The 13,608-nt window shown below is 33.8% G+C and carries 18 protein-coding genes and 1 pseudogene; 9 read left to right on the plus strand and 10 right to left on the minus strand.

Features of this window, described 5'->3' with window-relative positions:
* Positions 1 to 50: 50 nt before the first annotated feature.
* Positions 51 to 470: an acyl-CoA thioesterase gene (locus tag O7776_RS10520; protein WP_274307031.1), complete on the minus strand. Its 420-nt coding sequence runs from the start codon at positions 468 to 470 to the stop codon at positions 51 to 53.
* A gap of 545 nt (positions 471 to 1,015) precedes the next feature.
* Between O7776_RS10520 and O7776_RS10525 the strand changes: the two genes are divergently transcribed.
* The 3 genes from O7776_RS10525 (at position 1,016) to O7776_RS20360 (ending at position 2,803) form a co-directional block, all read left to right on the plus strand.
* Positions 1,016 to 1,279: a Parvovirus coat protein VP1-like protein gene (locus O7776_RS10525; RefSeq protein WP_274307032.1), complete on the plus strand. Its 264-nt coding sequence runs from the start codon at positions 1,016 to 1,018 to the stop codon at positions 1,277 to 1,279.
* A gap of 971 nt (positions 1,280 to 2,250) precedes the next feature.
* A complete protein-coding gene (locus tag O7776_RS10535) occupies positions 2,251 to 2,424 on the plus strand; it encodes a hypothetical protein (protein ID WP_274307033.1) in 174 nt (57 codons plus the stop codon).
* 139 nt (positions 2,425 to 2,563) lie between these two features.
* Complete coding sequence (locus O7776_RS20360; RefSeq protein ID WP_420802176.1) at positions 2,564 to 2,803, plus strand: tyrosine-type recombinase/integrase; 240 nt, start codon at positions 2,564 to 2,566, stop codon at positions 2,801 to 2,803.
* 360 nt (positions 2,804 to 3,163) lie between these two features.
* Here O7776_RS20360 and O7776_RS10540 read toward each other — a convergent pair whose 3' ends face one another.
* Positions 3,164 to 5,053, minus strand: coding sequence for an S-layer protein (locus O7776_RS10540; RefSeq protein WP_274307034.1), 1,890 nt, complete (start codon positions 5,051 to 5,053; stop codon positions 3,164 to 3,166).
* A gap of 454 nt (positions 5,054 to 5,507) precedes the next feature.
* Between O7776_RS10540 and O7776_RS10545 the strand changes: the two genes are divergently transcribed.
* Positions 5,508 to 5,714, plus strand: coding sequence for a hypothetical protein (locus O7776_RS10545; RefSeq protein ID WP_274307035.1), 207 nt, complete (start codon positions 5,508 to 5,510; stop codon positions 5,712 to 5,714).
* 246 nt (positions 5,715 to 5,960) lie between these two features.
* A complete protein-coding gene (locus O7776_RS10550; protein ID WP_274307036.1) occupies positions 5,961 to 6,290 on the plus strand; it encodes an antibiotic biosynthesis monooxygenase family protein in 330 nt (109 codons plus the stop codon).
* Between the two features lie 57 nt (positions 6,291 to 6,347).
* Here O7776_RS10550 and O7776_RS10555 read toward each other — a convergent pair whose 3' ends face one another.
* Entirely contained in the window at positions 6,348 to 6,530 is a 183-nt protein-coding gene (locus O7776_RS10555; RefSeq protein ID WP_274310479.1) for a hypothetical protein, read from the minus strand.
* A 171-nt stretch (positions 6,531 to 6,701) separates the two neighbouring features.
* On the opposite strand from O7776_RS10555, the gene O7776_RS10560 reads away from it, so the two are divergent.
* Positions 6,702 to 6,800 (plus strand): YjcZ family sporulation protein, encoded by a 99-nt coding sequence (locus tag O7776_RS10560; protein ID WP_274307037.1) that lies wholly within the window; start codon positions 6,702 to 6,704, stop codon positions 6,798 to 6,800.
* 265 nt (positions 6,801 to 7,065) lie between these two features.
* On the opposite strand, the gene O7776_RS10565 is transcribed toward O7776_RS10560, so the two are convergent.
* The 3 genes from O7776_RS10565 to O7776_RS10575 all read right to left on the minus strand — a co-directional run bounded on the left by O7776_RS10565 (position 7,066) and on the right by O7776_RS10575 (position 7,861).
* A complete protein-coding gene (locus O7776_RS10565) occupies positions 7,066 to 7,191 on the minus strand; it encodes a RusA family crossover junction endodeoxyribonuclease (protein WP_274307038.1) in 126 nt (41 codons plus the stop codon).
* Complete coding sequence (locus O7776_RS10570) at positions 7,191 to 7,475, minus strand: RusA family crossover junction endodeoxyribonuclease (RefSeq protein WP_274307039.1); 285 nt, start codon at positions 7,473 to 7,475, stop codon at positions 7,191 to 7,193. Before O7776_RS10570 ends, O7776_RS10565 begins: the two co-directional genes overlap by 1 nt.
* A gap of 167 nt (positions 7,476 to 7,642) precedes the next feature.
* Positions 7,643 to 7,861, minus strand: coding sequence for a DUF3955 domain-containing protein (locus O7776_RS10575; RefSeq protein ID WP_274307040.1), 219 nt, complete (start codon positions 7,859 to 7,861; stop codon positions 7,643 to 7,645).
* Positions 7,862 to 8,746: 885 nt separating this feature from the next.
* Between O7776_RS10575 and O7776_RS10580 the strand changes: the two are divergent.
* Positions 8,747 to 9,139, plus strand: a pseudogene (locus O7776_RS10580) (NUDIX domain-containing protein); the annotation flags it as partial.
* Positions 9,140 to 9,337: 198 nt separating this feature from the next.
* On the plus strand, positions 9,338 to 9,868 hold the full coding sequence (locus tag O7776_RS10585) for a GNAT family N-acetyltransferase (protein ID WP_274307041.1): 531 nt from the start codon (positions 9,338 to 9,340) through the stop codon (positions 9,866 to 9,868).
* A 280-nt stretch (positions 9,869 to 10,148) separates the two neighbouring features.
* Here O7776_RS10585 and O7776_RS10590 read toward each other — a convergent pair whose 3' ends face one another.
* Entirely contained in the window at positions 10,149 to 10,619 is a 471-nt protein-coding gene (locus O7776_RS10590; RefSeq protein ID WP_274307042.1) for a peptide-methionine (S)-S-oxide reductase, read from the minus strand.
* A gap of 15 nt (positions 10,620 to 10,634) precedes the next feature.
* On the opposite strand from O7776_RS10590, the gene O7776_RS10595 reads away from it, so the two are divergent.
* Positions 10,635 to 10,835, plus strand: coding sequence for a hypothetical protein (locus O7776_RS10595; protein WP_274307043.1), 201 nt, complete (start codon positions 10,635 to 10,637; stop codon positions 10,833 to 10,835).
* Between the two features lie 515 nt (positions 10,836 to 11,350).
* Here O7776_RS10595 and O7776_RS10600 read toward each other — a convergent pair.
* From O7776_RS10600 to O7776_RS10610, 3 genes are all read right to left on the minus strand, one after another.
* Positions 11,351 to 11,911 (minus strand): AAA family ATPase, encoded by a 561-nt coding sequence (locus tag O7776_RS10600; protein WP_274307044.1) that lies wholly within the window; start codon positions 11,909 to 11,911, stop codon positions 11,351 to 11,353.
* A gap of 183 nt (positions 11,912 to 12,094) precedes the next feature.
* Positions 12,095 to 13,024 (minus strand): serine O-acetyltransferase EpsC, encoded by a 930-nt coding sequence (gene epsC, locus O7776_RS10605; protein ID WP_274307045.1) that lies wholly within the window; start codon positions 13,022 to 13,024, stop codon positions 12,095 to 12,097.
* Between the two features lie 86 nt (positions 13,025 to 13,110).
* Complete coding sequence (locus O7776_RS10610) at positions 13,111 to 13,557, minus strand: Rrf2 family transcriptional regulator (RefSeq protein ID WP_274307046.1); 447 nt, start codon at positions 13,555 to 13,557, stop codon at positions 13,111 to 13,113.
* Between the last annotated feature and the right edge of the window lie 51 nt (positions 13,558 to 13,608).

Consider the following 13,608-nt stretch of genomic DNA (forward strand, 5'->3'; position numbering starts at 1 on the left):
TATAAAGGAAAAATGCCCTGTTTATTTTAAACAGGGCATACTTAATCATTTTAATTTTTTGCAACTTCTGCGTATTTGGCATCCCAATCCGGATCAATCTTCTTTAATGCGACTGGACGGAAATTTTCTTTTTTCACCAAAATATGAACCGACTTCGCTGTAACCGCAACAGTGCCATCTTCATGTAAAATTTCATAGCCATATGTAGTACGTAAATTTGTGTGTTCTTCAATCCACGTACGAACAGTTGCTGTTTGACCGTAACGCATTGCCGCCTTGTATTGAATTGAAAAATCCATTACCGGCGATAAAAAGCCATCCTCTTCAAGTTTTGCATAATCAAAACCCAAATCCTTCACAATTTTCGTACGCCCTAGCTCGCACCAAATTAAATAATTGGCATGATACACAACACCCATCTGATCGGTCTCGGCATAGCGTACTTCTACTGTTGTTTCTGAAATAAACATTTCTTTCACCTCGTACCATATTATAGCTCTAAAAGTGTTGATTTGTAAGGGTTTTTAGTGATTGTTTATTATGTAGAGAGTTATTTTATTATAGAATTTTTTAAGAATCAGAAAAATTGTGAACTAAATTGAAATTTACTAACTATCCAAATTAATGTTATTAAACTTTATTAATTGGGGTTCAAATGGGCTTCGTCTGGGGTCCACTTAAAATTAACTTGCTTGGCAGGCGAAAAAAATTATAAGCAACAATAGAAAAACCTTCCTCAATTACTGGGGAAGTTTTTTTTAATGACTAAACACGATGTTATCTCCCTTCTGACTTAACTACTTTCCAAGCCTTTTCTCCACCTACAGGCACTTTACCAACCATTTGATTGCCCCCTTATGCTATAATTAGTTGTCACCTAAAATTTAGCAAGAGGGAAACCGTAGCGCTTGTACTTGCTGCGGTTTTTATATTTTTTTAGTTTTTAATCCTACTTTCAAAAGTAAAAATCACATATTTTATAATATCTACAAAACTTTTGAAAAGGAGTGAAACTATGAAGAGACAAAGAAAACGGGGTTTTTGTTATCCTGGTTATAGATACTGCGGACCAGGGTGTACTGGACCTGGGAAACCGACTAATCCAGTAGATGCGTGTTGTAAGTTACATGACGAATGTTATTCCCGAAATGGGAGAACACAGTATTGTGATGAAATGTTTTACTCTTGTTTGTTCCCAAATATTAACAATTACACCAAAACTGGAAGAGATGCCGCAATGTTCACCAACATTATTAAACTACGAAATAAATTCTTTTAACCTTTTGAATTATAATATAATGAACTTGTATAATTTTGCTGACTTGAGTCGTTGCTCAGGTCTTTTTTTATGGCTTCTTACTATTCATTTTTTCAGAATGTTGATTAAACTTCACTTTTTGCTGTAACGTTTAAAGGCGTTACGTCTTATTCATGATATAATTTACATATATTACACAAATAGTGATAATGTGGAAATATATAAATTAGTTTGTAAGGCTTGTGGTAGTGATTCCTTTACAACTGGTGAAGTTGGTGGCACTACTAGTCAAGGTAATGTTAAACCTATAGGAACTGTATTTGTGCAGGATCCCCCCTTATTTTTACTTTTTGTAAGTCTTGCGGAGAAGTAGCTTCAATCAAGGTTGCAAAACCGCAAAAGTTCTAATAGAAAATACATATTTTCCGTTCGAATTTTTAGTAATACACGAACATACACGCTATAATAGACCCGTAAAATTTTGCTGATCTGGGTGTGGAATCTCAGGTCTTTTTTTATGCGGTAATTACTACGCATAATGCTCAAAATATTCAGTAAAGCATTTCTATTAAACCACTTGCCATTAACAGAGTCTGTGTAATGATACTGTGGTCAGTATTATGCTACAATTTACATAAATTACATATAGAGGTGCTTAAAGTGACAAGATTCGGAAAATTTATATATATTGTATTCTTCGGATCAATCTTTTTAATTTTATCCGTTTGGGATTATTTCAAAAATGGTGATTGGTCTTTGCTTAAAAACTTTTTCTTTTCCTTATGGCTAGTAATTTTTTTACTCACGACATCGTTGCTAAATAGAAAAACAAAAAATGAGACGAAAAAAGCTAAAAACTGAAGCTGATTGGAAATCTACTCCTTTAAGCTTTTTTCCTACACAAAATGGTTCAAGACATTATATATTTAATTACTTCTCATGTATCAATCAGAAGCATATAATTTAGGTATTAAAAGATAGGGGATTTGAACATGAAATATAACTTATTGCACCAACTGCAAAAAGACCATAATAAACGGGTAATTGATTTCCATAAGAATCACGCCTTAGAATTAGAACGTGGCGAGAATGGAAACGGGTTGCTAGCTAAATGGGAAAGATTTGTATACAAAAAAGGAAAAGCTTTTTTAAAAGCTGTTAAATAAAGTGTTATTAATGAACTGTTCCATTTTAGGACAGTTCATTTTATAATCCGATCCAAAATATAAAAAACATAATCAATCAAAATTTGAATCTTCTTCCGCATCAAACCGCCTCCACCTTGACCTCTGCCCACTTCGTCCGATTGCAGATAGCTATTCAAAAGACGCAATGGCCTTTATTTGCGAAAAATATGAAATCCGCCGCCGTATTAAAACGCATGGGTTGCGTCATACATTTGCGTCAATACTTCTTTCGAGAAATGTACCTTTAATAACTGTGGCCGAAATGCTGGGCGATCACCCTAACACAGTCGGAAGTATTTATGCTCATTCCCTTATAAAAAAGAATCAGATGCAAGCGATATTATTAATGCGATTATGAGCAGTAATTAGGAAAATTTTTTTTTACTGTATTTGGGGTTCAAATTGGGGTTCATAGAAAACAAAGAGGCTAGAAACCTAGTTATACCAATGGTTTTAGCCTCTTATCACGTGAAATTAAATAATTGGCATGATACACAACACCCATCTGATCTGTCTCGGCATATCGTACATCTACTGTTGTTATTACCTTATTTCTTTGTCCACTTAAAAAAGCAAAAACCCTTATACATCAATGATTTCTGCTTTATAGATTGTTTTCTTCTTTCGGTTTAGGTTAATTATCATTGGATCATGGGAAAAAACTAATCCGGTGTGAGATAAAAATGAAAAAGGACCCCGCATGTGAGGGTCCTTTTGATTAGTATGGTAGTAAGCCATAACTTTGGCTAGATTCATAAATGTAAATGGCGTTTTGTAAATTACTTACTGCAGTATTAATTTGCTCCCATGAAGCATATGGGGAGTCCATAATAGATTGTGCTGAAGCTACAGCTGACGAAAAGTTATTAAATGCTTCTTGAGTAGTCCACTTCAAGTATTTAGAAATGTCCTGACCATATGAATTAGAAACCTCGACATAATAATTAGATTTTAGCAATGACGACAGTTGAGTTTTATCCCCATACCCATAATAGCCATATCTTTGAGCGTTTTTGTAAGTCGAAATAGCATAGTTTAAATTGTTAATAGCATTTGTTATTTCATTTTGAGTAGCGTAGTAATCATCCCAAATTCTTTGAGCAGATGAAACCACTGAAACTATTGCATCTAGATCAGTTTGAGTTGTCCAGGCTGTGTTTGTAGATACGTCACTGCCATCCCATGAAACTTTAACATAATAAACCGAATCGATAAGTGACTTTAGTGTAGATTTATCGCCATTATATCCTGACAAACCATATTTATGCGCGTTCTTATATGTTGAAATAGCTACTTCTAAATTATTGAGTGTTGAAACGATTTGATCCTGTGTAGCATTGTAATTATTCACAACCGCTTGAGCAGATGAAACCGCTGAAACTAACGCATCCTTTTCAGCTTGTGTTGTCCAAGGTGTGTTTGAAGGTACCTCACTACCATTTCTCCAAGAAACCGTTACATACTGCACGCTATTAATTAACGCTGAAATAGCAGCTTTATCGCCAGTCGTATGCTTTTTACCATTCTTTTGAGCCGCTTTATAAGTTGTTACAGCGTTATTTAACTGTGTGTGCGCCGCATTTACTTGTTCTTGTGAAGCTTTTGGATCGTTAGCTACCGTTTTAGCACTTACCAAGATTGACTCAAATGTACTTTTCTCTGCTTGAGTTGTCCATTTTTCAGGATATGCAATATCGAAGCCATTAGCCGATACAGATACATAAGCAGATGCATTAATTAATGCGCTAAGGGCTGTTTTATCGACTAAGGAAACGATTACATTGGCAGTTTTATCGTTTACTTGTACATTTTTAAATTGGTGGTAGGAATCCAAATCAACCTTTTTCCCTTTTTTAACTATAACATGCTTAATTTCCCCTTCCCCGCGAAGACTGATATCTTTCTTCACATCGATTACAAGTTTTTCAACATCTGCTTCCACTTTTAATTGGGGCACATCATCTGTTACGTCAATACGTGTAAGCGATTTGTCAGAAATAAGCGCAATTTTATTACGTTGCACATTAATTTCTGTTTTTGGCATATTTATAAGTGAAACATTCAACCAATTGACTTTTTTCATGCGTAACGGTTGGAATTTTATCGTATCTCCAACAGAAACATTACTTAGTGTAAGTCCTTTTTTGACACGATTTGATACGATTAATTCTTTCTTAACCGTAACATTTTGAACTTTTGTATAATCAGCAACTACTGTTAAATTGCCACCAATCGTAGCTTGACCACCATCGAAAGTGATTGGATTTTTAGAAGTACCTTTTTTAGTTAATGTTAGTGATGTAATATCTGTAATTCTTCCCTTATCTACAATTACTGTAGCTTGGGCATTTGTAAGTGCTTGTCTATTTTCTGATTTAAAAATAGGCTTTAATGCATTGCTAATTGTTAGTGTTCCACTAGATGTATAAATCGTATCATTTGAAAAACTATTAATTGTAAGTGAAACGCTCCCAGAAGGTATCGCATTCGTTTGCTCTGCTGCAACAACCGGTGCATGATGGATAGAGGCATTTGCCGTTGAAACTGGTAATACAAGTGATGCTGTCAGAGCTGTTACCATAAATGTATTTAGTGTCTTTTTCTTCAAAATAATCACTCCTAATCACAATATTCTGTATATAACATATCACATTTATGTATATTTTGGTAATAAAATGTAAATTATGTTAAATGTTGATTATAAATTTTAAAGAAATGACTGTCGTTACTTTCGTATAGTGAAGATAATTGGCTCATCACCATAACTAGAGGTTGAAGGGATTCTAGGCTCAACGCCACCAGATTAAATAATTGTATGATACACAACACCCATCTGATCGGTCTCAGCATAGCGTTCTTCTAGTGTTGTTTAACGCCCTCTGACTTCATCTGCTGCAACAACTGTTTGTACTCTACTAACAAATCTGCGAAATACATAATATTGCCACCTTATGCTATAATTTAAGTGTCACCTATATATAGCAAGAGGGAAACGGTAGCGCTTGTACTCGCTGCGGTATTTTTGTGTTATCTTTTACATAATAAATATTTGAGGTGATATTTTGGATAAAAATAAATTTGTTTGTAAAGCGTGTGGGAACGATACTTTTACATCTGGCCAACTTGGTCATGGTAGTTTTACCATGGAAGGTAATGTTAGACCCATTGATTCTTTAATCGCTTCCGGTTCCCCAATTATATTGTCATTTTGCAAAAAATGCGGTGAAGTTTTTTCAATCAAAGTAGCTAAACCCGAAAAATTTAATTAACTCCTTATAATAGTTTCTTTGTCTACTGTGACATAAAAAATTTAAGTTATACAAACATACGTGCTATAATAAACATGAATAATTTTGCTGACTGGAGTAGTTGCTCAGGTCTTTTTTTTATACTTATTTCCCGTGCAATATTTTCAGAATATTCAGCAATACGAATGTTTAAACTTCCTTTTTGACAAATGTTGAATAAAGAATATGGTATTATTTTTAATATTAATTGTATTGGAGGTAATCAATATGTTATTTGCAAATACTCCTAATCCCCCTTACTATGCTGTTATTTTTACCTCTCAAAGAAACGAAAAAGATGATGACGGCTACCATTCTATGGCTGATTTAATGGTGGAACTTGCTTCAAAGCAACCAGGTTTTTTAGGAATTGAAAGTACTAGAGATGAAAATGGACTAGGGATTACAGTCTCTTACTGGGATTCAATAGAGTCTATTCAACAATGGAAGGAAAACCATTTCCATATGGGAGCACAAGAAAAAGGGAAGAAAGATTGGTATTCTTCTTACAAAACTCGAATTTGTAAAGTTGAAAGAGATTATACAAATAGTATCTAATTTATTGAGCTTCACGTTAGTTTGTGAAGCTTACTCTCATTATTTTGTTTGGTATAGTTAGTAACCCATTCTCCAATTTAGCTCAATCGTTACACGACCGTTCACCTTACGACCCCGATCAGATTCAACTTCTATCACTTCGAACCATCGCCCAGTTTTATCGTATTTGATTACATCACCTTTACTAGGTTTATATCCAAATGAAAATACTTTTACTCCATTCACAAAAAACGGATACATATCGTTCACCTCATTTCCTCAACATTATTGTTCAATGATTTGTTCGTATTGCTCGGTATGCTACATCATAATTTCTTTGGATATTGCAAAAAAATAGAAAAGTTTATGCCCTTATTGCCCTACCGTTCCTCACCTTTGCGAATAGAATAACGAGGAAAGGAGGGGATATTCATGGGATGCAATAATGGCAATAACAATGGTTCAGGTTTTGTTCTAATCGTTGTGCTGTTCATTCTTCTAATTATTGTCGGCGCTACTTTCTTATATTAGAAGCTTGTATTAACAAATACCTTTGTTGCTAGCTAAGATAGGTAGTAAAACCAGCATATCCAGCAAAGAATCTCGGCACTTCCCAATGTTTTTTAATTTGGGGTCACTTTCCTCTAGGTGACCCTTTTTATAGTTACTTTCCTTATTTGCATATTTAGTTAACACCTTACTTCACTTTTTTGTTTCAAATGCTTAGTAATTTTACTTAATTAACCGATTTAAATATAAATAAGGTAATCAATCAAAATTCGAATTTTCTTCCGCATCAAATCTCTTCCACTTTAACCTCTGCCCTCGGCTGCATTGCGTAAAATTTACGCCCCACCAGCTCAACAATCTGTGCATAATCCACCCAGAAAATTTTGGAGCGACCATCTTTAATGCCTTTCATCAAATTATCCAAGTCAGGCTTTTAATTGGTCGTTTTTCACCACTTGCCATCCGTGCTAATTTCGGCTTTGTATGGTGCTTTTGATGGCACGAGTAACCATCTACCTCTATCGTTAGCGCGCCTTGTAATGGCTCCTGTGGTTTATTCTCCCATGCTACGATCTTGACAAACTCTTTATATGCACGAGACTTCGGGGCATCGTGTGTTTTGACACCCCTACCAACGCGACTAAGGCGTGGTCGTTCATGCGCTTGTGTAGCACCAGGCATTGTAAATTGAATCATTGCCCTAACCACTTATTTTTGGAAATAAAAAGAACAGGCTCCAAATTAATTGGCACCTGAACCTAAAAGAAATATTTTTTGCTGAAATTAGAGAGTTGGCAGACAATCTAATTTAATTTCAAAAATCATTGTTTTTTTCTCATGATGTTTCGGTTAATCATAACTTTTTAATTAATAAATTGCGTTTTTTTAAACGCAGAGATTATTGCTATGCAAACTAATGAGATAATTCCAATGAAAAACATTAAGAAGCCTATTGGGATTAAAAAGAATGCCGGTTCCACTAAAGTACCATCTTCTGCTATGCTACTTCCAATTACAGTGCTCACAATAAAACAAATAACTCCTATTAGAATCGGTGTAGAAGCAATTAGATATTTTTTCATTATATATTTCCCTCCATTTATTTATTATTATCTTTATTTCCCAAATTGTCCCGGTCAATACGCTAATTATTTTCAATCTATCTGGATTTTTGGCTGTAAAATCTCGAACTGAACCAACATCAAAACAGATTATCCATCCTAAACCCAATGCGATAAAAAACGGAATTCCCGTTACCCTTTGATAATTCTTTCTCTTTAATAAAGTACCTCCTTATCTTCTATTGCTAGGATAACGACAAATATATCTTAAGTCAATTATTTTTTATCGAAAAACAATAAATTTTTATTTAAACTCAAAAATTGTATATACAATTTTTAATGTAATTAATTATTGTTTTCACAAAAAAACAAACTCGGCTAACGATGAATAAACGCGAAAATGCCCGCCACCACTGTACTTAAGAGAGATGACGGGATTTGACTAAATTAAACACTTAGATACAATTATTCCTTTATGCATTTAATCCAATTTCCTTACTGATTACTAGATATACAACTTCGGTATTTTCAATATTAAAAGTACGCTTAGAATGGCGTGTAAAACAGTATACTTCCAAAGTATCACTAGCTATTCTTACTAATTTAAAGCGATGTATACCAATGAAACCATTACATATCGATTAATTGATTACGTTGCATTACTTGCTTTAATTGATCTTTCATAATAATTAACTTCACAATAAGACAGTTCATAAGAATCAAAAAAGGATATTATTATTTAACGTTGAATTTTATAAATAGACCAAGTGCAGTTCCCTTGGTTTAGGAGCAAATTGAAAATAAAGGATGTGTATTTAATTGTCGTTTCATATTAGAGTACGAGCAGGTGCAATTATAATAGAAAATAATAAAATTTTATAAACAGTATATAACGACCCCAAAAGAGGTATCGTATATGATTTACCTGCTGGTGGAGCAAAACCAAATGAATCTATTACAGATACAGTTAAAAGAGAAGCAAAAGAAGAAGCTTCTATAGATGTAGAAGTAGGCCCTCTAGCCTTTGTTTATGAATACACACCTCATCTTAATTTTGAAAAGTTTGGGGAAATACATACATTAGTTATGATGTTTGAATGCAAAATAAAAAATAACTGCACGCCAAAATTTCCAGAGAACCCAGACTCAAATCAAATAGACGTTAAATGGATACCTATTTCAGAACTACAAAATGTTGAAATGTATGCCAATATCGGTCTTTATTTACAGGAATATATGTTAAAACCAAGAAACATTGATTTAATAGAAGAACATAAGCTAAATATAAATTTAAATTAAATGTATTAGAAATTGAATTATTCAACTAACAGAACTTTAGGTAATCCCTTTAATGATTCCCAATGGCGCATTGGTAAATTTTGTACTTAAACAACGAGCATTTTAGTTGTTTATGAATTTATATTTTATAATTTATAAAGGTTATCTTTATATCAAAACAAGGATAATAAGAGTAGTATTATTGATGGAGGTTAGCAAATGTACATTAAAACTAAAAGGTTATTGATACGCAAATTTGAATCCAATGATTTGCAAGCTTTATATGAATATACATCAGATCTTAATGTTATGAAATATATACCCGAAGGTGTCTTTACTGAAGAAGTTGCAAAAGAGTTTATAAATCAAAATCTGGATGATACGGCTGAAAAGTTTCCTGTCGTTTTGATAGACGAAAATATTCTTATTGGGCACATCTTTTTTGGTAAATATTTTGGTGAACATTCATACGAGATTGGATGGGTGTTCAATCCGAAATATTACAATAAAGGGTATGCTTCTGAAGCAGCAAAAGCAATCTTAGATTTTGGTTTTGAAAAAATGAAGTTACATAGGATTATAGCAACTTGTCAGCCTCAGAATATTCCATCGCATCGAATTATGGAGAAGATTGGAATGAGAAGAGAAGGCTACTTTAAAAAATGTATTCCAAACGGGATTGAGTGGTGGGATGAGTATTATTACGCTATTTTAGAAGAAGAATGGAAATCTACTACAATAAATAATTAAATAAATAAATAAATAAATAAATAAATAAGTAGTATCCTGCTGATAAGAATCCCTTTTGATCAATCATTTTTCAAAAGGGATTTGTTAAACTTATAGTGAAGTATGGGTTTGTGAGATTTATTTAATGCTGATCTATATTTCACAGAGAATTTCACAATCTATGGGTTCATATCCACGTATTATGTCAATATGATGTTCAAAACAAGCGAAAGAATAGTGTTTTACATTCTTGTCTTCCAACTTAAACGCCTAAGATAACTTGATTTTTCAAATTTCTTCATTACTTATATCTACTTAATATTTCTTCGGGAATATGACAATAATCGTTTGGACATCTGGCTAACCTATCTTGATGTTCTTCTGCACTTCTCACATAGTTTGTAAGAGGTATTACCTCAACAACTATAAGGTCATAATCATTTCTCTCAGCAAGAAATGCCTTCGCTTCTTTTAAGTGCTCTTTATTTTCACTATATACCCCTGTTCTGTATTTCTCACCAACATCCTGTCCTTGTTTATTCAGACTGTACGGATCAATAATTTCAAAAAAATAGCCCATTAATTCCTTGATATTAACCACCGTTGGATCAAATCCGGTTTTTACACATTCGGCATAACCATCATAATCACCCTCGAGCGTGTCACTTGTTCCATTAGCTCTTCCTGCTTCTGTAAACTTGACTCCAGGCAAGGTTTTTATAAAAGCTTGTACTCCCCATAAACATCCACCTGCAAAATATACTATTTCCATATGGTTCTCTCCCTTATGCAGCAAATTCGCCTAACACTCCAAGAATGGCGTCCAGTTCTTATTCGAGTATTGCACCAGTTACTTGAACAAGCAAGTTACAAATCACAACTGTCATCTGGATTATTCCACTTCTTTTTATCACCAAGATACTTCCAAAGATGGTATGTCGACCAGAATAAAGCTGTAGATATTAATATTGAAAATGGTAAAACGTAAGTTTTTTCAAGAATATAATCAGGGGTAAAAACATCGAACAAGACCAAGATAATTATAGCTGGAATCAAAAGAATCCAGTAACGTTTGTCTTTAAAAGTGCTAAAACTCCATATATAATTCTCCCTGTACAAAGCACCAAAGCGTCGTTTGGTTACTTTCTTAAAAAATGTTATTCAACAATACGGCCCGATTATTGAACACAAGTTAAATAACACTCTACAACTACCTGCCCCGTTAATTCAATAAGAAAAAAGAGCTGCAAAAGCAACTCAATGATCTTTAAGTAAAGCTACCCGTTAGTTTAAGTACAATTTTTCACAAACTATATGTAATCGTTAATCGAACTTTTGATTACCCTAAAAGAATGCCAGTCTCATTTCAACAATTTAAAAAAGTAGGAATCAAATTTAAGAGTTCAGTTAACACAGAGAATAACCAAAATAACAAATTAATTAGCAGTATATTTAGTAAAAAACGTTGGGACATACCAAACTTTTTTAATATCACTTATTTCCCTATAAATGAAATTTTCCCTTAATTATCTTGGCTACTTCTTCAGCACTAATATTTGTATTGTTAATCCTGATATAGTTTTGGAATGTGATTTCACCCTCTAAAGAATTTAATCTATGTTTCTCCATTGTGCTTTTTAAATCATTCTCAGACCATTCAATATCTCTTTTTTTAGGCTTGTGTTCAAGCCTATTTGGTGTTTTATTTCGCTCAAGTCTCTCTTCTAAGTTAGCCTCTAATTCTATATAGTATACAGTGCCTCCTCTTGACTCGAAAAGCTGGGAGAGCCGCTTAACATAATCCCAATCCGACTCCTGATTAAACATCCAGACATATGTAAAGACCATCCCATATAGATCACTCTTCGAAACCTCTTCAAAGATTTCCTGACGAAGCAAATTTACTAATCTTTTCCCTTCTTTTGTACTGTAATCAAAAAAATGATTCACTAAATCAATCGTCATATGGTTATGAAAAAGTTTCAAATCTGTTATTTTTGCTAGCTCCTGCCCAACTGTCATTTTACCAACCGCTTGTGGTCCAAATATATGAACAAATTTCATAAACTCCCTCCTAAGAAAATATTAAATAACTCCTGCAATTCAATTATGCTTATTAGGCGATTCTGCCCCTTTAACTCCACTGCAATAGCCATTTATTTTATTAATTCTCTATTAAAAGGAAAAAACCTTTATACATAAAAAAACAACCAAAGCACTCAGAAAGCACTTTGATTGCCTACTCAATTAAATTTCATAATCAGGAACATACTCTTTACTCACGCTAATATTTGGTGATGGCTGTGAATTATAGACACGTGAATAAGGCGGTACGGTATGTGTTAACCAAATATTACTCCCTAGCACAGTATCATGACCAATTGTTGTTTTACCACCTAAAATCGTCGCACCCGCATAAATCACAACATTGTCTTCAATATTTGGGTGACGTTTAATACCCTTAATCGGATTGCCTGACTCATCTAGTGGGAAGCTAAGTGCCCCCAGCGTAACACCTTGATAAATTTTCACATTATCGCCAATCGTACACGTCTCCCCTACTACAACACCTGTACCATGGTCAATGAAGAACGAACGGCCAATCGACGCACCTGGGTGAATATCAATTCCTGTTAGCTGATGTGCATATTCAGACATAATACGTGGCACAATTGTCACTTTTAATCGATACAGCTCATGCGCAATACGGTGAATAAACACCGCGCGAATCGAAGGATAGCTTAATAAGATTTCTTCTGTCGACGTCGCGGCTGGATCGCCATTATATGCAGCTTCAATATCTGATTGAATCATTTCACGAATTTTTGGGAAGCGATTCACTAGCTCCATGACAACAGTATCCGCACTTTCGCGGCATTGCCCATTGCAATTATCTACATTTTGATATATTAATACTTTTTCAATAATATCACGTAAATCTAAAGAAGCCTGACGCAATTTATCATTCACAACGACTTGTGTACGCACTTTATCAGAATTACCTTGATCATACATCGCTGGGAATAAAACCTCATGAAAACTTTGTAATATGGCATGTACTTTATCACGACCAACAAAGCCAATCGATTTTTCTATTTCTACATGCTGCTCATTATATGCCATTAATTCGTTGGCAATTTTTACAGTTTCTTTGTTTAACCAATCTTCCATCTTCATGTATTTGATACTCCTTTACAATCTCAAAATATACATAATAAATACCTATGAACTCATTATACCTGGTGATGTATAGAAAGATATCTTTATTTCATTTTTTGCTCATTTGATTCCTTCTCTTGAACACTGTGCACTATATCTTGCAACGTAACATGTAGTAGTACTTTTTCAAGCGCATGCTGTGCTGTTATAAATATTGGAGCTATCACCTCTTCAATATTTCTCCCCACTGGACAATCTGGGTTCGGATACTCATGTATACCGAATAATTCATTTTCTTCAACTACATTTACGGCCTTATATACATCAAATAGTGAAATTTTTGCGTGTTCTTTTGCTAACTTTGCTCCAGCAATACCTGGTTGCACCTGAATCAGCTCCGCCTTTTTTAACATTCCCATAATTTTTCGAACGACCACAGGATTTGTTTTCACGCTCCCTGCGATGAATTCAGATGTATTTGTTCCTTCTTTATTGACTTCTAATAAAGTTAATATGTGAATCGCAACAGAAAAGCGACTACTAATTGACATGGCATACTCCTTCTTTCTTTAAACTCTTATTAATATATCTATATTATTTTA

The organism is Solibacillus daqui (genome assembly GCF_028747805.1).
Classification (GTDB): Bacteria; Bacillota; Bacilli; order Bacillales_A; family Planococcaceae; genus Solibacillus; species Solibacillus daqui.